Annotated in this window: 18 protein-coding genes; 4 read left to right on the forward strand and 14 right to left on the reverse strand. The window is 73.7% G+C overall.

Annotation, left to right across the window (positions count from 1 at the left end):
- Positions 1–60: 60 nt before the first annotated feature.
- Positions 61–1,311, reverse strand: coding sequence for a DUF3829 domain-containing protein (locus tag WMF11_RS06170; RefSeq protein WP_437907498.1), 1,251 nt, complete (start codon positions 1,309–1,311; stop codon positions 61–63).
- A 223-nt stretch (positions 1,312–1,534) separates the two neighbouring features.
- On the opposite strand from WMF11_RS06170, the gene WMF11_RS06175 reads away from it, so the two are divergent.
- The 3 genes from WMF11_RS06175 to recN all read left to right on the forward strand — a co-directional run bounded on the left by WMF11_RS06175 (position 1,535) and on the right by recN (position 6,761).
- The gene (locus WMF11_RS06175; RefSeq protein WP_437976772.1) at positions 1,535–2,347 is read left to right on the forward strand and encodes a hypothetical protein; all 813 of its coding nucleotides are present in this window, start codon (positions 1,535–1,537) and stop codon (positions 2,345–2,347) included.
- Positions 2,348–2,743: 396 nt separating this feature from the next.
- Positions 2,744–5,029: a hypothetical protein gene (locus WMF11_RS06180; RefSeq protein WP_437976773.1), complete on the forward strand. Its 2,286-nt coding sequence runs from the start codon at positions 2,744–2,746 to the stop codon at positions 5,027–5,029.
- Between the two features lie 34 nt (positions 5,030–5,063).
- Entirely contained in the window at positions 5,064–6,761 is a 1,698-nt protein-coding gene (gene recN, locus WMF11_RS06185) for a DNA repair protein RecN (RefSeq protein WP_012233701.1), read from the forward strand.
- A 71-nt stretch (positions 6,762–6,832) separates the two neighbouring features.
- On the opposite strand, the gene WMF11_RS06190 is transcribed toward recN, so the two are convergent.
- From WMF11_RS06190 to WMF11_RS06200, 3 genes are all read right to left on the reverse strand, one after another.
- On the reverse strand, positions 6,833–8,365 hold the full coding sequence (locus WMF11_RS06190) for an FAD-dependent thymidylate synthase (protein ID WP_437976774.1): 1,533 nt from the start codon (positions 8,363–8,365) through the stop codon (positions 6,833–6,835).
- Positions 8,366–8,564: 199 nt separating this feature from the next.
- Positions 8,565–9,383 carry a type I methionyl aminopeptidase gene (gene map / locus WMF11_RS06195; RefSeq protein ID WP_437976775.1) on the reverse strand — a complete coding sequence of 273 codons (819 nt, stop codon included), beginning with the start codon at positions 9,381–9,383 and terminating at the stop codon, positions 8,565–8,567.
- Positions 9,380–9,946 carry a cobalamin ABC transporter substrate-binding protein gene (locus WMF11_RS06200; protein ID WP_437976776.1) on the reverse strand — a complete coding sequence of 189 codons (567 nt, stop codon included), beginning with the start codon at positions 9,944–9,946 and terminating at the stop codon, positions 9,380–9,382. Before WMF11_RS06200 ends, map begins: the two co-directional genes overlap by 4 nt.
- 318 nt (positions 9,947–10,264) lie before the next feature.
- Here WMF11_RS06200 and WMF11_RS06205 point away from each other — a divergent pair, with 318 nt between their 5' ends.
- On the forward strand, positions 10,265–11,119 hold the full coding sequence (locus WMF11_RS06205; RefSeq protein WP_437907503.1) for a hypothetical protein: 855 nt from the start codon (positions 10,265–10,267) through the stop codon (positions 11,117–11,119).
- A gap of 213 nt (positions 11,120–11,332) precedes the next feature.
- On the opposite strand, the gene WMF11_RS06210 is transcribed toward WMF11_RS06205, so the two are convergent.
- The 10 genes from WMF11_RS06210 to WMF11_RS06255 all read right to left on the reverse strand — a co-directional run bounded on the left by WMF11_RS06210 (position 11,333) and on the right by WMF11_RS06255 (position 18,541).
- On the reverse strand, positions 11,333–11,596 hold the full coding sequence (locus tag WMF11_RS06210) for a NifU family protein (protein WP_012233706.1): 264 nt from the start codon (positions 11,594–11,596) through the stop codon (positions 11,333–11,335).
- A 125-nt stretch (positions 11,597–11,721) separates the two neighbouring features.
- Positions 11,722–12,603, reverse strand: coding sequence for a hypothetical protein (locus WMF11_RS06215; RefSeq protein WP_437976777.1), 882 nt, complete (start codon positions 12,601–12,603; stop codon positions 11,722–11,724).
- A gap of 53 nt (positions 12,604–12,656) precedes the next feature.
- Positions 12,657–13,880 carry a hypothetical protein gene (locus tag WMF11_RS06220; RefSeq protein ID WP_437976778.1) on the reverse strand — a complete coding sequence of 408 codons (1,224 nt, stop codon included), beginning with the start codon at positions 13,878–13,880 and terminating at the stop codon, positions 12,657–12,659.
- Positions 13,877–14,710 carry a hypothetical protein gene (locus WMF11_RS06225; RefSeq protein ID WP_437976779.1) on the reverse strand — a complete coding sequence of 278 codons (834 nt, stop codon included), beginning with the start codon at positions 14,708–14,710 and terminating at the stop codon, positions 13,877–13,879. The genes WMF11_RS06220 and WMF11_RS06225 overlap by 4 nt, the downstream gene beginning before the upstream one ends.
- A 91-nt stretch (positions 14,711–14,801) precedes the next feature.
- Entirely contained in the window at positions 14,802–15,284 is a 483-nt protein-coding gene (locus WMF11_RS06230; RefSeq protein ID WP_437907506.1) for a serine/threonine protein kinase, read from the reverse strand.
- A 14-nt stretch (positions 15,285–15,298) separates the two neighbouring features.
- The gene (locus WMF11_RS06235) at positions 15,299–16,207 is read right to left on the reverse strand and encodes a DUF4349 domain-containing protein (RefSeq protein ID WP_437976780.1); all 909 of its coding nucleotides are present in this window, start codon (positions 16,205–16,207) and stop codon (positions 15,299–15,301) included.
- Positions 16,208–16,291: 84 nt separating this feature from the next.
- The gene (locus WMF11_RS06240) at positions 16,292–16,843 is read right to left on the reverse strand and encodes a CDP-alcohol phosphatidyltransferase family protein (RefSeq protein WP_437550118.1); all 552 of its coding nucleotides are present in this window, start codon (positions 16,841–16,843) and stop codon (positions 16,292–16,294) included.
- A gap of 157 nt (positions 16,844–17,000) precedes the next feature.
- Entirely contained in the window at positions 17,001–17,435 is a 435-nt protein-coding gene (locus tag WMF11_RS06245; RefSeq protein ID WP_437907508.1) for a universal stress protein, read from the reverse strand.
- A 292-nt stretch (positions 17,436–17,727) separates the two neighbouring features.
- Positions 17,728–18,177 carry a hypothetical protein gene (locus tag WMF11_RS06250; protein WP_437907509.1) on the reverse strand — a complete coding sequence of 150 codons (450 nt, stop codon included), beginning with the start codon at positions 18,175–18,177 and terminating at the stop codon, positions 17,728–17,730.
- 7 nt (positions 18,178–18,184) lie between these two features.
- Positions 18,185–18,541, reverse strand: coding sequence for a DUF4398 domain-containing protein (locus WMF11_RS06255; RefSeq protein WP_437550124.1), 357 nt, complete (start codon positions 18,539–18,541; stop codon positions 18,185–18,187).
- Positions 18,542–18,995 lie beyond the last annotated feature (454 nt).

Genomic DNA, 18,995 nt, shown 5'->3' on the forward strand with positions numbered 1-18,995 from the left:
CGCGGCGCGATCGGCACGTGGGCGGCGCGCGCCTCCCTCGCGGGGAGCGCGCCCGGGCGGTCACTCCTTCTCGGGCTCGGGGGCGGCCGGCGCGGCCGGCGCGGCCGGCTGCGCGGTCCCGGCGGCCTCGCGCGTCGCCGCCTGGCTCTTCGCCATGAGCGAGCGGGAGAGCGCGCGGTGCTTCCCCTCGATCACCGACACGAAGCTCGTGACGACCGGCAGGAACAGGGCAGGGGAGGTGATCCCCTTGTCCGTCAGCTTGGGCTCGGCCGCCTTCACGTCGCGGATGAAGCCGGCGAGCGCGGGCTCCATGATCTTGGCCCACGGGTCGGTCTGGTGGGTCGAGCCGTACGCCTTGAGCGCGGCCGCGGACGTCTCCAGCTTCTGGAGCGCGGCCTTCTCCGCCGCCGGATCGACGTTCTTGCTGGCGAGGATCAGCATGAGCGCGCGCGCGTCCTCGAGGGCCGTGATCGCCTCCTTCTGGCCCGCTTCCGCCTTCGCGAGGTCGGGCAGGTGCGATGAGTGCCACGCGGACACCGCGAGGCCGAGCTTGTCGGAGTGCGCGTCGAGCTTCTGGAAGTCGGCGAGGAGCTTCGCGTGGAGCTCCTTGCCCTTCGCGAAGCTGTCCTTCTTGTACTCCTCGCGCTGGTAGTAGTTGGCCGCCGCGGCGATGTTCTTCGCCAGCTCGGTCGCGAACGGCGCGTACTCGGCGAGCGCGCCGTCGACGTCCGCCATGGCCGGCTCCTTGAGGCTGAGGGCGACGGTGCAGGCGCGCGCGTTGCGCTCGTGCGGCGCGCGCGCGCTGAAGTTGATCGGCCGGCGCTCGTCCGGCTTGCCAGGAGGGGTCGGCGCGCCCTTGGCGGCGGGGGCGCTGGTGCCGCCCGGCGCGGCGGCGGCGCCGGGCAGGCCGGCCGTCTTCGGCGCGGCGGCGGCGCCGGGCGCGGGCGGCTTCGCGGGGAGCGCGCCCTTCGCGGCGTCTCCGGCCTTCGCCTGATCGTCGTTGCCGAAGCTCGGGATCTTCTTCTCGCTGGGCTCATCCTTGCCGAGGCTCGCGAGGTACGCGTCGCGGGCCTGCTTCAGCGAGAGCGTCCCGAAGTAGCAGACGTCGACGCGGTACTCCTTCATCGACTGCGGGTCGACCTTCGCCATCGGCGACACGGGCGTCCGCAGGCTCGCCTTTCCCTTGTTCGTGTTCGCCGCCGCGGAGCTTGCCGGCTCCGGCTGGGGAGGGGGCGGGTCCTCCTTGCAGCCGGCGGCACCGCTGGCGACGAGCACGAGCGCGATAGAACAGAGAGACCTGACGGAAATCATTCGGTGTGCCTCCTCGGCTGGCGCAGGAACGGGCGCATCATGCCTAAGCCGGCGGCGCTTGCAACACCCGGCCAGGGGCGAGAACTTGCGGCCCTGGTCGGGAAAACCCCGCCCTCGGCACAAAACACGTGACGCCGCCCGGTTCTTCCAGGCCTCCGCCGGGGCTGTCCTTCCCCGGCCTCCGCTGTGGCTGACGAAACGTTCCGGGTCTAATGTCCGCCGCGTGAAGCTGCGAACCTTGACCCTGGACGAGCTGACCATCGACGACGAGCGCTCCTTCCGGCACGTCGCGCTCTACGACGATCTGAAGCAGGCACTCCGGCGCGACGGGTACCGCTTTCGCGTGCCCGAGGGCGATACGAGCTGGGATCGCGTCGTCTTCTTGAACCTGACGTTCTGGAGCCAGAGCGAGCAAGGCGACCTGATCGCCGGCGACCACCTCGCCGCCGACGTCGTCGCGCACGTCGCGTGGCACCACCTCGCCCACCGCGCGCTCACGGCCGCGGGCGCCGGCGCTCCGCCCAGCGCTGAGTCGCTCCTGCTCGCCGAGGCCATCGCCAGCGCGTTCGATCTGTACCTCGTCGGGCGCCTCCTTGGGCATGCCCCCAGCTCCGACTTCCTGGCCACGCAGGTGCCCGCGATGGCCGAGGCGGCCGAGGCGGCTGGCCTCTCCGACGCCGGGTTCGAGGCGCTCCTGGAGAGCGTGGCCGGGAACCCGGAGCGCGCCTTCGAGGACCTCCGCGCCCTGCTCTTCGACGTCACGACGGCGCTCGTGCGCTGCGATCGCCTGAGCCGCGCCGCGGAGATCCTCGCCGGCTTCGACGCCCACCGGTTCGCGCCGCTCCTCCACCACTACGAGCTGTCGAACTGGATCCTGTCGACCCGCGCTTCCGGGTCAGCCCCCGTCCCCGATCCGGTCGCGCGCGCCGTCGACACGGCGCTGCGGAGCGCGCCGGTGTCGCTGGACTGGTTGGAGCAACGCTGGGTGCGCCCGCCCGCGCCCCTGCCGGCGCCCGCCGGCGAGCCCTCCGCCTAGGCGAATCCAGCGGGATCCGGCGGAATCCCGCAGCCCGGAGCCGGGCGGAGCGGGCGAGCCCGAGGACGACCGCCCTGGTCACCTGTGAAGAAGATTGCGCGTGCTGGCGAGCTGCGCGATTCTCTTCTCAAGGTGCAACTCGCCTGCTCTCTCTGCAGGACCTACGTGGAGATCGGTGTAGGACGCGAGATGCGTCCGTCCTTGCCGTTTGTCTGCAAGACGTGTCGCATGAAGAGCAAGCAGTCCGCTTCCGAGAGGGGTGAGCCACGGTCTTCCCCCTCGGGCGTTCCGAGCTCCGCGAGCGGACGCGACCGGCGGGAGCCGTCGAGCGAGCCGGAGCGCGCGAAGCCTTCCTCCGGGCGCCGCTCGGAGAGGGGGGCCGGGCTGTCGAGCGATGTGCTGGACGCCGAGACGACGCTCCCGGGCGCTGGCATCCAGCACCGGCTTGAGCCCGCAGGCGACACGGAGCGGCGCGCGGCGCCGGCGGCGGCCGGAACCAGGCGAGGGCTCACGCTCGCGGAGCGGATCGCGCAGCAGGAGCTGGACGCCGCGCCTGAGTCCAGCCCGAGGGCGCTGGATGCGTTCTACGCGGCGGCCGAGGCCTCGATCGAGCACGCCGTCGTGACGCCGGACGGCGGGCTGGGGCGGCGCGAGGTCCCGGCGCGGCATCGGACGTTCGCCGGCCTCTCCTGGGACGACGCGCCCCGCGGCGGCGCGGCGCCGGCCGCTCGGAGCCCGTCCGCGCTCCCTCCCGCCGACTCGGATCCCGTCTCGATCCAGGACCTCGCGCAGATGCTCTCCCCGGGCGTCGAGCCGCCCTCGCTCTCGTTCGGCTCGCACGCCGTCGAGGAGGAGCGCGCGAGCCAGCCCGCGCCCGCGCTCGAACCCGCGGTCGTGCCCCGCGCGACCCCGCGCACGCCGGTCCCGGCGCGACCGCCGGCGCGGCGCGAGCAGCGCACCACGGCGCCGGTGGCGCGGCCCCGGGCCGCTGCTGTCCCGCGCGCAGGCGGCTCCGCGCGGCCTGTCGCGCCGCCGTCGGAGATGCCGCCGGCGCCGCTCTCCGAGATACCGTCGGCGCCGCTGTCCATCGACGAGGGCCGGCCGTCGTCGCACCGCTCGTCGCCCGAGCTCCGGCTCCAGGACGTGCAGGCGATGGCGGCGCTCGCCCCGCAGCCCATGCCGTCCGCGCGGCGCGCCCGGTCCGGTCCGAGCGCCGCGCAGCACGCCGATGCCTCTCCGGCGGGCCTCGCCTTGCTGGGTTCGCTCGCCCCGTCGCCGGCCGCGGGCCCGCCGCGCGTCGCCGAGGAGCAGCAGCGAGACCGCGCCAGGTCCAAGGCGGCCGAGGCGCAGGGCGCCGCGGGAGAGCCGCGGGATCAGGGGAGCGACGAGCGGCCGTCGCACGAGCCGCTCGCGCTCACGAACCTCTCCCCGCGCTCGACCCCCCACGCGGCGGGCGGCGGGCCCGGCCAGACCGAGCCTCGCGGGCGCGCCGAGCGCAAGGAGACCTCGGGCCTGATCGACCTGCGCAGCATGGCGCCGCCGCCCGGCGAGGAGGGCGAGGCGCGCCGCAACGAGGACCGGGCCGATCACGAGATCCTGAGCATCAACAGCGGGCTGTTCGATGACGCCGCCGCTGGGCGGAGCTCGGACTCCTCGTTCCCCTCGCAGCCCGTCGAGCCCGAGCTCCTGGCCGTCGAGGGACACACGTCCTCCGGGGAAGAGACGCCGGTGCGCACCTCGATCACGGCCGGCTCCCTCGTGTCCGAGAAGCTGCGCTCCCTCTCGACGCCGGCGTCGCGGCAGAACATGGCGCTCGCCGGCTGGGTGACCGTCGTCTTCATCGTGTTCGGCGCTGCGCTCTACCTCGCGCAGGCTCACGGCCGCTCGTCCAGCGCCGTGGCGACCCAGAGCGCGCCCGCAGGCAGCGGCGCGCTCGTTGCGGCGCCGCCCGAGGTGCCGCCTCCGTCGTCCGCCGCGGCGGCGCCCGCTGGCCAGACCGCCGACCGGGAGCCGTCCCTGGACGACGAGCCGGTCGCGGAGCCGCCGGCCGCCGCTCCCGGCCCTGCGGAGCAGGCGCTGGCCGCCTCCGCCAGCCCTGCCGGCGAGCCAGCGGCACCGCCGCAGCCCGCGCAGACAGGGGCTGCTCCTGGGGCCGCACCCGAGCCGACCGCCGCGCCGGCGTCGAGCGCCGCGCCAGCAGCGACCGCCGCGCCGGCGGTGAGCCCCGCGGCAGCGGCGCCCGTCGCGCCGGCGGCCACCGCCGCGCCGGCGGCGACCGCCGCGCCGCAGGCCAGCCAGAAGCCTGATGTACCCGAGCGCCCTGCCCGGGCCGCGGCGCCGAGCGAGCCCGAGCGCGCCAAGCCAGCGGGCAAGCAGCCGCCGCCGGCGCCGCTCCTTCCGGCGAAGGACGAGCCAGCGCGCTTCGATCAGAGCGCCGCGTCCGCCGTCCTCGCGTCCGCGGCGGCGGCCGCCGCCGGGTGCACCGGCGAGGGCCTCACCGGCACGGCCCGCGTGGCCGTCACCTTCGCCCCCACGGGGAAGGCCATGTCGGCACGCGTGGAGGGGGGCGACCTGGTCGGGACCGCCACCGCCGGGTGCATCGCCGGTGCATTCCGCGACGTCGCGGTGCCGCCTTTCGAGGGAATTCCGGTCACCGTCATGAAGCAGGTGAAGATCCGCTGACGACGGGTCGAAAGCTTTCTATCCTCCCGCCGCTGTGCTGGTCGCGCTTCGGGTCAAGAACTTCATCCTGATGGACGCCCTCGAGCTCCGGCTCGAGCCTGGGTTCAACGTGCTCACCGGCGAGACGGGCGCGGGCAAGTCCATCGTCGTGGGCGCGCTCTCGCTGGTCCTCGGCGGCCGCGCGAGCGCCGAGCAGGTCCGCCCCGGCGCGGACGAGGCCGAGATCGAGGCGCTCTTCGACGTGCGCGGCTCCGATCGCGCGATGGCGATGCTCGACGCCGCCGGCATCGCGAGCGAGGGCGAGCTCGTGGTCCGCCGCGTGGTCCAGGCGACAGGCCGCTCGCGCGCCTATCTGAACGGCCGTCTCTGCACCGCGGGCGAGCTCCAGGCGCTCGCCCCGGAGCTCGCCGACGTCGCCTCGCAGCACGAGAGCGTCGCGCTGACCGATCCGTCGACGCACCTCGGCTACCTCGATCGCTTCGGCCGCCTCGTGCCTGCGCGCAGCGAGCTCGCGGCGGACGTCAGCGCGCTCGAGGCGCTCACCGCCGAGCTCAGGGCCGCCCGCGAGCTCGAGCGCGGCCGCGGCGAGCGCGAGGCGTTCCTCTCCTTCCAGCTCCAGGCCATCGACGCGCTGTCGCCGCGCCCCGGCGAGCTCGCCGATCTCGCGGCCGAGCGCAACCGGCTCCGCCACGCGGGCCGCCTGCACGACATCACGCGGCGCGCCGCGTCCCGCCTCGATCAAGGGGACGACGCGATGTGCGACGAGCTCGCGCGCCTCGCCTCGGAGCTCCGGGCGGCGGCGGAGATCGATCCCGCGCTCGACGATGTCGCCCGCGCGGTCGACGGCTGCTGGACGGAGCTCAGCGAGGCGGCCCGCCAGATCGCCCGTTACGCCGAGCGCGCGGAGGCCGACCCGGATCGCCTCTCCGAGATCGAGGATCGCATGTACCGCCTCGAGGGCCTGCTGCGGCAGCACGGCCCGACGCTCGACGACGTGCTCGCCGCGCGGGCGCGCCTCGCGGCCGAGCTGGAGCGCCTCTCGGGGGTCGAGAGCCACGTCGCGGAGCTCGAGCGGCGGCGCGACGCCTTGCTCGCCGTCGCCGCCGAGCGCGCCCGCAAGCTCTCGGCGAAGCGGCGGAAGGCCGGCGAGAAGCTCGGCGCCGCGATCTCCTCGGAGCTCGCCGATCTCGGCATGGGCGGGGCGCGGGTCGTCGTGGACATCGAGCCGCACGGCGGCGACCGCGCCGAGCTGGTCGTCGACGGCGCCCGCCTCGGCCAGGACGGGATCGACCGCGTCGAGTTCCTCATCTCGCCCAACAAGGGCATCGAGCCTCGCCCCCTGCGCCGCATCGCCTCGGGCGGCGAGCTCTCGCGCGCCCTGCTCGCCCTGAAGCGGGTGCTCGCGGAGTGCGGGCCCGCCGGGCTCTACGTCTTCGACGAGGTCGACAGCGGCGTCGGCGGCGCCGTCGCCGACAAGATCGGGCGCGCGATCGGCGACGTGGCGCGCCACCACCAGGTGCTCTGCATCACCCACCTCGCGCCCATCGCGGCGTTCGCCGGCGCTCACTTCGTCGTCGCCAAGGAGAACGCGGGCGGCATCGCCAAGAGCTCGGTCACGCGCGTTGACAAGAAGGACCGCATCGCCGAGGTGGCGCGGATGCTGTCGGGGGCGAAGGTCACCGGCGCGTCGCTCAGGGCCGCGACAGAGCTCATCGAAGCGGCACGCCTATAGATCGACGGCGCACCCAGGGCGACGGCGTAGCCGAGGTGACGGCGTAGCCGAGGCGGGGCGCGTGGGGCGGATCAGCTCCGCGCGAGCGCGTAGTCGTTCAGATCGACGCGGATCAGGTCCTTCAGCCAGGGGTGCACCGTGATCGCGGTGCGGTAGAGCCCCTGGGCCATGCGCCGGTAGCTCGTGTGCCCCTGCTTCGCCGAGCGGAGCTCGATGACGTGGAAGAGCTCGCGCAGGTTCAGCGTCCAGAGGGTCCTCACGCGGAAGCCGAGGGGCACCGCGTACTGCCCCTCGAGGGGGTAGCGCTCCTCCATCGCGTTCCACACGTCGCGCGCGGCGAGCATCGCGTCCTGATACGTCTCGGCGTGGCCGAGATCCGAGAGGGCCTGCGGCGTCTCGAAGCCGAGCCGGCACGTGAGCCGCTGCGTCGCCGGCGTCAGCATCCTGTGGCGCTGCAGGTCGCGGTAGGCGCCATAGTCGAGCATCAGCTCGAAGGTCATCGTCGACGCCTCGAACGCGCGCGGCGGCGCGTCGTACGGGCCGCGCTTCTCGCACGCGGCCTTCGCGATCCCGATGAGCTCCGGCAACGTCGCGCGGTGGAGCGCGTCGCCCAGGTTGTAGGCGTGCACGCCCGGATCGCTGCCGTCGTACGCGAGCGCGAGCGCGACGCGCTCCAGCGCGTCCTTGTCGTAGCGCACCAGCCGGACAGGCTGGTTGATCACCATCGTCGCGCTCACGCCCTCCTCCGGCGGCGTGTAGACCCGCTTCATCGCCGCGGCGACGGAGGCCTGCAGCGTCTGCCGGAGCTCGTTCGGCGCGGCGTACTTCACGAGCGTCGGGGTCACGGCCAGCGCCGCCGTGTGCATGTCGCGGGCGACCCTGCGCACCTCCTCGAGCGGATGCGACAGCATCTTCGTGAGCAGGACCTCGAGCGCCCTCGCGTTCGCGGTGAGGCCGATGTTCGTCCGCGTCCCCGCCGGCAGGAGGCCGCGCAGGAGATCGCACGCCTGCGCGCGCAGCGCCCCCTTGTAGGCGGCGTCCGACATCTTCTCGGGCTTCGGCGAGCGCGCGCCGAGCTGCTCGGTCACCCTGGGGACGAGGTCGAGGTAGGTCGCGAAGAGCCGCTCGCTCGAGGCCTTGTATTTGGCGGCGTGCTCGGCGTCGAGCTCCGGCAGGTCGACGAACGAGTGCTGATCGAAGACCACGTAGCGCGTGCTCTTCTCCGTGTACGAGCCGAGCCGCAGGTCCTCGATCACCTTGGACGCGACGATGCTGACGTTCTCGATCGCGAGGTGCACCACGGCGTGCTCGGCGACCGACGCGTGGCCGTAGCCCACGACCCATTTCTCGTGGAAGCTCCGCGCCTTGTCCGACGCGAACGCGAGGCCCCGGCGCGGCCGGCCATCGGCCTCCGGGGCGACGTCGAGCTCCTCGTCGCCGAGCAGGCGCGCCAGGTTGGTGCGCAGATCGTCCCGGCTGCGCGAGTAGTACGCGAACAGGACGGCGATGACTTCTTCCGGCAGACCCGACAGCGAGAAGACGTCGGCCGTCGGGCTCGACACATACGGCGCGATTCGGGCACGCGACGCTTCGTCCAAGGCCATGCCCCTGCTTCTACTCCCAATCGCAGGCCGGACGGTCGACAAAACTCGGTTTCCGATCGACAGATCCGGGCCACGTCGGCGCACCGACGCGCCGGCCCTCGCGGCCGGGGCTGGCCGGCGCGCGCTGCCCGGGCGTGGTGAGCGTCGTCGGCGTGGTGAGCGTCGTCGGCGTTGTGCGCGTCGTCGAGCGCGCTCTGCGTCAGAGCGCTCGCGCCGCGGAGACGACGAAGGGATCGGGGAAAATCTCGCTGTTCGCGAGCGGCCGGTTGCGACGGGTCAGCACCTCGCAGCCGTTCCTCGTCACGACGATGGTGTGCTCGAACTGCGCCGACAGCGAGCGATCGGCCGTCAGCGCGGTCCACTTGTCTTCCTGGATCTCGACCTCGTAGGTGCCGAGGTTGATCATCGGCTCGATCGTGAAGCACATGCCGGCGCGGAGGCGGGCGCCGCTGCCGTACTTGCCGACGTGCGAGACCTGCGGCGCCTCGTGGAAGCGCCGCCCGATGCCGTGCCCGACGAAGGCCCGCACCACCGAGCAGCCCTCGCCCTCGGCGAACTCTTGAATGGCGGCCCCGATGTCGCCAAGGCGCGCCCCGTCCCGGACCTGGGCGATGCCGAGCTGCAGGCTGCGCCGGGACACCTCGGTCACGTGCTTCGCCTCGGCCGAGGGCTTGCCGATGTAGAAGGTCGCGGACGTGTCGCCGTAGAAGCCGTTGTAGATCGTGGTGACGTCCACGTTGATGATGTCGCCCGGAACGAGCACGCGTTCGCACGGGATGCCGTGGCAGACCACCTCGTTGATCGAGGTGCAGACGCTCTTCGGGAACCCGTGGTAGTTCAGCGGCGCGGGGTAGCCGCCGCGGCGGATCGTGTCCTCGTGGACGAAGGTGTTGATGTCCTCGGTGGTGATGCCGGCGCGGATCATCTCGCCGACGCCGAGGAGCGTCTCCGCAGCCATCTGTGAGGCCGTGCGGAGGGCGTCGACTTCTTTGACCGTCTTGATGCTCACGTTGCTCACGGCGCAGACAGCTCCCCGAGGACGACGGCCTCTTTGACGGCCGCGGCGACCTCCGCTGTATCAGGTGAAAGGTGCCAGTGGATCTCCGGCTCGCCGGCCTCGCCGGCGAAGCGCCGGATGAAGGCGATGAAGGTGAGCCCGCGGAGCCGCGCGTCGATCGCCTTCGCGACGCCGAACGCGCGGCTCTGCGGCCGGATGTGGAGCTCGAACGCCCGGTCCGGCGCCCGGGGTGCGGTCAGCGGAGGGTAGCCGACCTGGATCCCGAGGTGGTAGGTGCTCTGTTCGCCGATCGAGTCGACGGTCACCGTGTTGACGCGGACCCGCGCGACCACGTCTCCCGTCTGCGCCCGCTCGCGGAGGAACGGGTCGGATCTGGGCGAGGGGCCGTCCAGCGAGAAGCCCACGGCGGCAGGCTCGATGTTGTCGTCGAAGACCTCGCGCGCGCGCCCCTCCCATGGGGGCAGGCCAGCCTGTGCATCGGCGAACGCCGCGGGGCGCTCGTGATCGGCGACGCAGCCGCCGGCGGGGCCAACGGTCGCCAGCGCGGCGAGCGCAAGGCGCAAAGGTGCAGCACCGGCGGCAGGCATCATCCTTGGGGCCAGAGCTCGTAGCACGTCGGCCGGTCCCTGTCAGGACCCGGCACACACCGGCTACATGCGCTGTCGAGGCTGTTTTGCCCTCGTCGCGATCCGCCTCGCGCTCGCTCTCCATCGATCCGGCCGAGCGATCGTCCAACAGCGGTCGACCCGGCTCGGTGCGGAGAACCTATTCTCCTGTCCTACCGCAGGTGCTAGCGTTCTCCGGCTTGCCGGGCTGGGTTTCCTGGCTTTTGCGATTGCACAGAGCGCAGGGACAGGGCCTGCGCCGGCTGGAGGAGGAACATGAAAGCGAAGAGGCTCCTGGGAGCGGCGCTGGCTCTGGGGCTGGGCCTTGCGGCGATCACGAGTGCGACCGTGGCGGCTGCCCAGCAGAAGCGGGGGACGAGCGGAGCGCCTGCCGCGGCTCCTGCCAAGCCTGCCGATACGCCGGCGACGAAGAAGACGATCGCGCTCACGCCTCCGGGCATCGCCTGGGGGATGACCACCAAGCAGGTGGCGGCGGTCATCGACAAGATGCTCGATGAGGCGTACGTGCCGCGTTACAAGGCGATCTCGCCCGGCGTGAAGATGAGGGCGCTCGACGCGGAGCTCGCCGAGGAGAAGAGCGCGTTCCGCCGCAGCCGCATCGACTTCGGCGGGTTGCCGACCGGCATCGACGCGACGCCGCTCAAGGGCGAGTACACCTACCTCAACAAGGAATCGATGATGACGCTGACCCGCGAGAGCGGGAAGCGGTACTTCTTCTTCATCCAGGACAAGCTCTGGAAGATCATCGACGAGCACCCGCTGGGCGAGAAGGCCGCCCGGGGGAAGGACTATGCGTCCGCCGTGGTCAAGCTCGCGACGGCGTTCGGGGTGCCTGGCCGCGTGACGCCCCCTGCTCCGGACAAGGGCCGCTACGTCAACGAGGTCGACTGGAAGGACGCGGCCACGCACTTCCGCGCGATCGAGCGGAACGACTCCGAGATCGCGTTCGCCTACGAGGACCTGGTCACGCTGGGCAGCCTCGATTCGCTCCGCCCCAACAAGCCGGTCGACGCGAACGCCATCGACCCCGCCGTCGCCTCCGCCGTCCGCAAGGAAGAGCCCCCTCCCGGCCCGCCCCCCTCCGCCGACAAGCCCGGCAAAAAGAAGTAGCCCTTCTCCCGCCCCGCCTCGGTAGCCCGACCGAGGCGCTCCCTCCGCGTCCCGGCAACCCAGCTGAAGCTGAGGCAGCCACCGGTAGTCACGTGAGGCGGCCACCCGCACAGGAGACGGGTCCAGATCGGCGTTTTCGGCGCGGAAGCGTACTCTTGTACGCTGAGCACCGAAAACGTCGAGATGGGCCCGTCTCCGCAGCGGGTGGCTGCCTCACGCGAGCGAGGCGCCGTCGGGGACACGCATGCCGTTCGTCACGATGACCCGCGCGGACGGCGCGACGGCGAGCACCGCTGGCTCGATCACCGCGCGCGCGGTGAGCATGGCCCCGGGGCAGCCCGAGCACGCGCCGGCGAGGTGGAGCGTCAGGTGATCGGGCTCGACGGCCACGATGTAGAGCTCACCGCCGTCGGCTCGGACGAGCGGTGCGATCACCTCGCGGCAAACCTTGAGAAGCTGATCGATGGAAGCCGGCATGGGGGTGAGCTCGGCAGCGCGAGCCAGTCGCCACAGCCTAGCACGGTAGCGCTCGATAAGGAGATCTCCCCAGGCCCGCCGCGCGCCGTCACAGCACCCGGGGCCGTAGCCAGGGGGACCGGCGCTCAGAGCGTCGAGACGAGCGCCGCGACGCCGGCGTCCGCGGCGAGCTCCGGAACGCGCTGCCCCGCAGCGCCGAAGGTGCGGCCGGCGATCTCCACCGTGCCGCTCCAGGGGCCCGAGGCCGTCTTCGCCGGCAGGTCCAGCTTCTCGAGCGCCTCGGTGTTGACGTCGGGCGTCACCGGTCCGCCGTACGCCTTCGTGCCCTTCCACGCGAAGACGTAGAGCAGCGGCGTCGACTTCAGCCCGTCCCGCTTGGCGATCTCGGCGATGTCGCGCTTGGCCGCCTCCTGCAGCCGGTACGCGTAGGCGCGGAACGACCAGCCCGTGACGAAGAGGCCCTGGAGCTCGCCGCCGCTCCGTGTGACCGGGTGCACGGCGACCCACTGGAGATCGGGGCCGTTCCTGACCCCGCGCATCTCCTGCATTTCCCCGAACGCCTCGACGACGCCGCTGCCCGGGGTCAGCACCTTCCTGAGCTCGGGGAACGAGGCCAGGACGGACCTGTTGGCGAGCATGTCCGGATCGGCCTCGCTGCGCAGCACCGTGCCGCTCGGATCGGCGAAAGAGAAGAAGGTGCTCTTCGCGAACCCGAGCTCCTTCACCGAGGCGCGCGCTCCCGCGATCGCCTTCTGGAGCCCGAGCAGGTTCGCGCCCGGGTCGGTGTCCACCAGCGCCGCGAGCTTCTGCGAGCCCGCGGGGAGGCCCGTCCGCACCTGGCCAACGTCCTCCGCGACGACCGGCGCGAGCTTGGCGCAGAGCTCCGCCGCATGCTTCTGGGAGGTCTTGCCGTCCTCCTGACACGCGCTCCCGAGGGCGGCGGCCAGCGCACAGGCGAGCACGGCAGGCTTGCTTTCGCTTCGGGCGAAGGTGGAAGAGCGCATCATCGAGAACGACTCTCCGAGGCGAGCGGAGTTCCGACGGCCGGGACCATCACGCCTCACAGGGTTTCCGGGGTTACAAAAATGATCTCGACCCGGGCGTTGCGGGCGCGCTCGCTGCCCCCCGGATCGACGACCGGGGACGCGGATCCCGCGAGGAACGGCGCGATGGACGGGCCCGCGGGCGCCCCCGCGGCGGTCGCACCTTGCGCAGGACCGAGGGCGCGGACGACGGCATCGGCCCGCGCCGCCCACGCGGGCTCTTCGCTGGCGCGGATCTCCCGGTCCGTGTGCACGACCACGGCCACGGGAAAGGAGGGGTGCGCCGTGGCGACCAGCGCGAGGTCGCGGAGGCGCGCCTCGCCGGCCTTCGTGAGGGCGTTGCCGGCAAAGAGCCCGCGGAGCGTGACCACGATGCCGCGATCGTCGCGGACGGGCGACCAGGTCCCTGCGGCCGAGAGCTCTGCGAGGAGCCCGTCACCAGCGCCAGGCGCGCGGGTCACCGGCGTGGCGGCGCGGCGCGCGGCCGTCAGCGCGGCGAGGCAGCCCGCCCGGGCGCGGGAAGCCTGATCGATGGGCGCCGGGATGGCGCGGGTGGAGCCGCTCGCCTCGGCGAGCTCCGCGTCGAGCTTCTTGATCGCGGCGGTCGCCCCCTCGAGCTGCGTCGCGAGCTCGGCGCTGCCGGGCTGCGCACCGGTGGGGCTGGCGCCTGCGGGCTGCGCGCTGTCCTGCGGCGCCGGTGCGATCAGGAGGCGCGCCGCGCCGCACAGCAAGCGGGCCTGGAGCGCGAGCGAGCGCGCGGCGGCGAGGCGCGCCTTCTCGCGATCCGCATCGGCCTTGCCCGATGGGACCACGGGCTGCGCGTCCCGGGCGACCTTGGTCCGCATGTCGAGGGCGTCGACCTCGGCAGCGACGCGCGACTGCTCGGCCTCGAGGCCCGCGAGCGACGCCTCGCCCGCGGAACGCTGGGCCTTCGCCTCGGTCTCGGCCGCCTCGGCCCGAGCAACCCGCGACAGCGCGTGCGCGTGCGCGTGCGCCGCGATGGCCTGCTCGCCCAGGATCTGCGCCCCGGATCGATCCTCGCTCTCGAGCGCGGCGAGCGCGTCGCCGCGCAGCTTCTCCGCCCGCGCGAACGCGCCCGGCGCGTGCCGCTTCGACTCGGCGGCGACCGCCCCCGCGCGGACGTGATCGAGCTCATCGAGCACCGCTGGCCGCGGGATCGGCGCGCACGAGCCGAGGAGCACCCCCGCGACGGCGACCCCTGCGAGGCGACGCGCGCTCAAAGCGTGCCCTCCTGGCCCACCGGAGCCGTCGCCTTGCCGGCGCCGCCCTTGGGCCCGGCGCCTGGCGCCGCGGTGGGCGCGTGTTCGGCCCCTCGCGCCCCCCGTGTCGCCGGCGCCGCCGCCTTGGGCGCCGCCCCTCTCTTGCCGGCTTCTATCCGCTGCGCTTCGACGTTCGCCGCTGCCCTGGTCGCCTCGCGCGCCTCGGCCTCGATCCGCTCGAGCTCCGCCGCGGCGCGGCCTCGCCGCGCCTGCGTCTCTTCGAGCAGCGCGCGCGCCCGCTCGAGCTTCGTCTCGACCTCGCGCGCGCGCTTCGCGGCCTCCACGGCCGCCGCCTCCGCCGCGGCGGCGCGCAGCAGCGTCCTCGCCGCCTCCGCCCACTCGAGGGCCACCGCGTCGAGCCGCCGCGCGTTCGTCGGGTCGCCCGCCGCGCGCGCGCCGTGCGCGCGCTGGAGCGCGCGCTTCGCGTGCGCCATCGGCTCGGCCACGACCTTCGCGGCGCTCGGCGAAGGCCCGCTCGCCGCGATCGGCGCCCCGACAGCGGTCTGCTCGCCGCCGGCGGCCTTCTCGCCGCCGGCGGCCTTCTCGCCGCCGGCGGCCTTCTCGCCGACGACGGCTGCGGGCGGGGGCGCGACGCGGCCCTCGATCTCGCGGAGGATCTGCGCCGCCTTGGCGCCGTCGCCGGGGGGCGGCGCGGGCAACGTGGCGAGCGGCTTCTCTCCTCCGCCGTGCGCCAGGGCGTCGGCGCTGCCGAGCGTGGCCGCGAGGGCGAGGAGCAGCGCCTGGCTCGACCGGCGCTGCCGCGCGTCACAGGGAAGGGGGCGGGAACGCACGTCCGCCAGGTAGCAAACAGGGCTTCCGCGAGCAAGCGCAGCGGCGCAGCGGCTGTAGGGGCGCGCGCGCGGCCGACGCGGGCGGCGCGGGTCACTCCGGCAGGAAGTTGCGGATGGCCCAGTCGATCTGCTGCTGATGCCGCTCGACCAGCGCCTTCGCGCCGCCCGCCTCGTGGAGGAAGACACGATCGTCGTTGACGAAGACGGTGAGGTAATAAAGGTGCGCTTCCTTCCCCTCGTCGTGCCCGAAGCGCAGCTGGACGCCCGGCAGGCCGTTCCGGGCCTTCACGTCGGTCTTGCCGAGCAGCGCGTAGCCGCCGCCCTCGCGCAGCCGCTTCTCGATCACGCGGGACCAGAAGGCGAGGTCGCCCTTCGGATCGTTCTCGAACGCGCGGATCCCGATCACCAGCCCCTCGGCGGTGGTCGCGCGGTACTCGTCGTCGCCGTAGCGGTCTTCGAGATCGACGAACCCCGGCGGGGTCGCGGGGGTGAAGGGCCGGCCGCAGGCGAGCAGCGCCGCCGCGCCGGTGAGCGTGGCGACGAGGGCGAAGGCGTGGCGAAGGGAGTGGTTCATCGGAGGCGCCCGGTTCACAGGTTGAGGAGCCGCGAGAGGCCGAGCTCGTTGAGCCAGTCGATGGGGAGCCGCGGTCCCGACGGGGCGAGGGTCTCCGTCGAGCGCGGCTGGAAGGACACGGTGAGGGTCGAGAACGCGATCCGATCGCGCAGGAACTTGAGCCGTCCCTCGAGGCGCTCGAGCTCGCTGGACACGCGCGCGAGCTCGCGCTCCAGCTGGATCGACTCCTCGACCTTCGCGGCCTTCTCGAGCAGCTTCTCCAGGCGATCCCGGACCGCCCGCGCGTTCCGGATGCGGATCGCGAGGTCGAAGAACTCCTCGGTGACGTCCTGGGCGACGACGTTGCGCTGGAGGATGTCGCCGAGGTCCGCCAGGCGCTTCAGCGCCTCGTCGAACCGGGCGGCGGGGACGCGGATCGTGATCGTCCGATCGTCGCGGCGGGCGAGGAAGCCGCCGAGATCCCGCGCGAGCGCCTCGACCTTGCCGAGCGACGCGCCCACCTCGAACACGGCCATCGCGATCTCTGCCGTGTAGACGAGGAGGGGCGCCGGCGCCTCGCTCACCTGGGCGGCGGCCTGCGGCGTTCCTTGCGGCGCGGCGCCGGACGAGGTCGGCGCCGGCTGCGGGGTGGCGGCGGTCGGCGCCGGCCTCGCCGCCGGGGGCTGAGCGCCGCCGCCGGGCGCCGGCGGCGGCGCAGCCTTGGCGAACTCCGCCGCCACCGACACCTCGGCATCGTACGACTCCTCGCGCACCGACTCGCCGGCCGTCTGCATGACTCGAGGAGGCATCCCTGCCATCGGGGCCGGCGCCGCGCCGTACGCCGGCGAGCTGGAGGCGTCGCGCGCGGCCGACGGGGCGGAGCTGCAGGCGGCAGGGCCGGCGAGCGAGGCAAGGAGAGCCCAGACGGGCAGCGTTCTTCGCATGGTTCCTCGGAGCATGGAGCCGGTGGCAGGCGCTCAACGCGCCGCCTGGGCCGACCTTACACCAGGAGCGCCCCCAGGCGGCACCTACGCCGCCCCGGGCACGCGGCGGAGTTGGCGCGCCCAGTACGAGACGCCCGCGGCCGCGCCCGCGATCGCCGACGCGGCGAGCATCGCGGGCAGCGCCGAGGGGAGCGCGATCGCGGTGAAGACCGCCGCGAACTGCACCACCGTCGCGAGCTTGCCAGGGATGTTGGCGCTCGCCGTCGACAGGCGCGCGCCCTGGAAGCGGCGGCTCACCGCGATCCAGAGCGCGAGCGGCAGCTCGAGGAGCTCGCGGGCCAGCAGCGCCGGGATGCCCCAGAGGGGGAGCGCGCCGCTCTCGAGGAGCGTGCCCACCACCGCGAGCGCGAACACCTTGTCCGCGATCGGGTCGACGATCGCCCCGGTGGGCGTCACCTGACCGGAGCGGCGGGCCAGCCAGCCGTCCAGCACGTCCGTCAGGCCTGCGCAGCAGAGGACGGCGAGGGCGAGCGCAGGCCGCGTGGCGACGATCGGGAACAGGGCCGCCAGCGGCAGCCGGGCCAGGCTCACGAGGTTCGGCGGAAGCGCGAGATCGCGCGGACACAGGGGCGACATGCGAGGAACTCCACGCGTCGCATGCGACGCAGAAGCCGGGGCCCTGACCCACGTCGAGCGCGGCCGAGCCCGCCCTAACCCAGTCGAGCGCGGCCCTGCCCGCCGCGCCCCGGCCGGCAGCCGCGCCGGCCCGCCCACCGCGAGGCGCCGCGGAGGATCAGCTGGCCACGCGCACCGTGAGCACGGGGACGTTGCTCTTCCGGATCACCTGCTCGGCGACGCTCCCGAGGAAGAGGTGCGTGAGCCCCCGGCGGCCGTGCGTGCCCATGACGATCATCGCCGCCCCCTGCTCGTCGGCGGCGGCGAGGATCTCGGTCGCAGGGTCGCCCTCGCGCAGCGCCGTCGAGAGTCCCCCTGTCTGCGCCGAGAGCTGCTGGACCGCGCGCGACGCGGCGGCGCTCACCTCGGCGTGGAACCCGGGCATCAGCGCCGGCTCGAGCCCGGGGTACGTGTAGACCGGGAGCTGGTAGACGTGCAGCAGCACGACCCGGTGCCCGAGCCTCGCGCCGAGATCCTTCGCGAGCTCGATCGCCTTCATCGAGGCGGCCTCGAAGTCGACGGGCACCAGTATCACGTTCGCGCCTTCCTTCATCGCGCTCTCCTCGCACGCGGGACCGGGTGTCCCGTCGAACTTCGAACTTCGACCGACGCTGGCCTCCGGGACGCCTTCGATGCCGGCGGAGGCGCGTCGCGCGCATCTTGGATCCAAAAATCGGCCACTCCCAGGAGAAACTGTTCCCTGGAAGCCGCGCCGACGCCCTGGGCGGTACGCGGCGCGCGGGGGCGCTCGGGCCGATCCGCCCGGATCCCGGCGGCAAATCAGGCGTCGCGCGGGCGCGCAGCGGTGAGCGCGACGGCGCGGCAGCGCAGGAGCGCGGCCGCGATCACCTGGCGGACTGCCGGGGCCGCGTGCGCGCGCCGTCGAGCGCGACGCCGCGACCGACATCGACGGCAGGGTCGGGCGACGCGGGCTCAGGCTCGCCGCCGGGGGGTGCGCGCGGCGCCGCGGCGCGCTGGCTCCGCCGCGCGCGCTCGAGCGCGCTCTGGTTCGCGCGCACGAGCGAGGACAGCAGCGAGCACTGCGCCCTCCGCCGGGCGACGTAGGCCGCGTCGCGCGCGATCGTCGAGCGCGGGCGCTCGCGCTCCACGCGCTCGGCGATCGCGAGCGCCTCCTCCGCCTGCCTCAGCTCGGCGATCGCGAGCGGCGAGAGCGGGTTGTCCTGCGCCTGTACGACGGCGGCGCGCGCCGTCAGCAGCTCGGGCGGCGGCGCGGCCGCGCGCGTCGCGCAGCCCGCGAGCGCGAGCGCCATGGCGAGCGGGGCTCCGGCGCGCACGCGGGCCTTACTCCTTCCCCTCGGCGAGCGCGCTCGCCTGGTCCAGCGTGCGGCCCGCGGCGTCGCGCAGGCCTGCTTCCCTCACGACGAGCGCCGCGAGCTCCGCGTCGACCTCGGCCCGCCGCAGCAGCCAGCGCGCGCCCTCCACGTCGCCCACCGAGATCCGCCGCCGCGCCCGCGCGAGCTCGCTCCTCGCCAGCGCGAGGTGCATGGCCGCGCGCCGGTCGGCGCTCGCGCCCTCCCGCTCGGCCGCGCGGATCGCCGCCCTGGAGCGGGCGAGCTCGGGCGGCGACGCCGGCGGCCTGAACGCGGCGCACCCGGCGAGCTCCAGACAGGCGATCACGAGCGCGGTTCTGGCGAGCATTTGCGTGGATTCCCGATCTCGCGGCGCCGGTGAAACCGTCGCTCCCGGCGGCGCGCCTGGGATCGCGCTGTGCATCGGGCAGGCCAGCCTGGCCGACGGGATCCGTGCGCGCGGGCTGCTCGCTGCCCGCGGACGAGCCGGGCTGACCTGGACCATGGCCCCGAGCGCCGTGCTCCTCGCCGATGACAAGGTCCTGGTCGTCCGCTGCTGGTCCGCTGCTGTCGCCTCTGCCCATTGCGCAATGGATTGCGCTGTTGCGCATCCGATGACGGCGCCCGAGCCCCCCGCGTGTGACCTCTTGTCGCGAGCGACGCCCCGGAATCGACAGCCCTCATTGCAATGATCCACAAGGATCATCCGAGCGAGTCGGCAGCGATGGTCATGCCGCTGTTCGTCGAGCGGCGCCAGGGACACCCCGGAGCGTCTTCACGTGTCCCTGGCGCCGTGTCGTCCA

The organism is Sorangium sp. So ce295, assembly GCF_051527405.1.
GTDB lineage: Bacteria > Myxococcota_A > Polyangia > Polyangiales > Polyangiaceae > Sorangium > Sorangium cellulosum_B.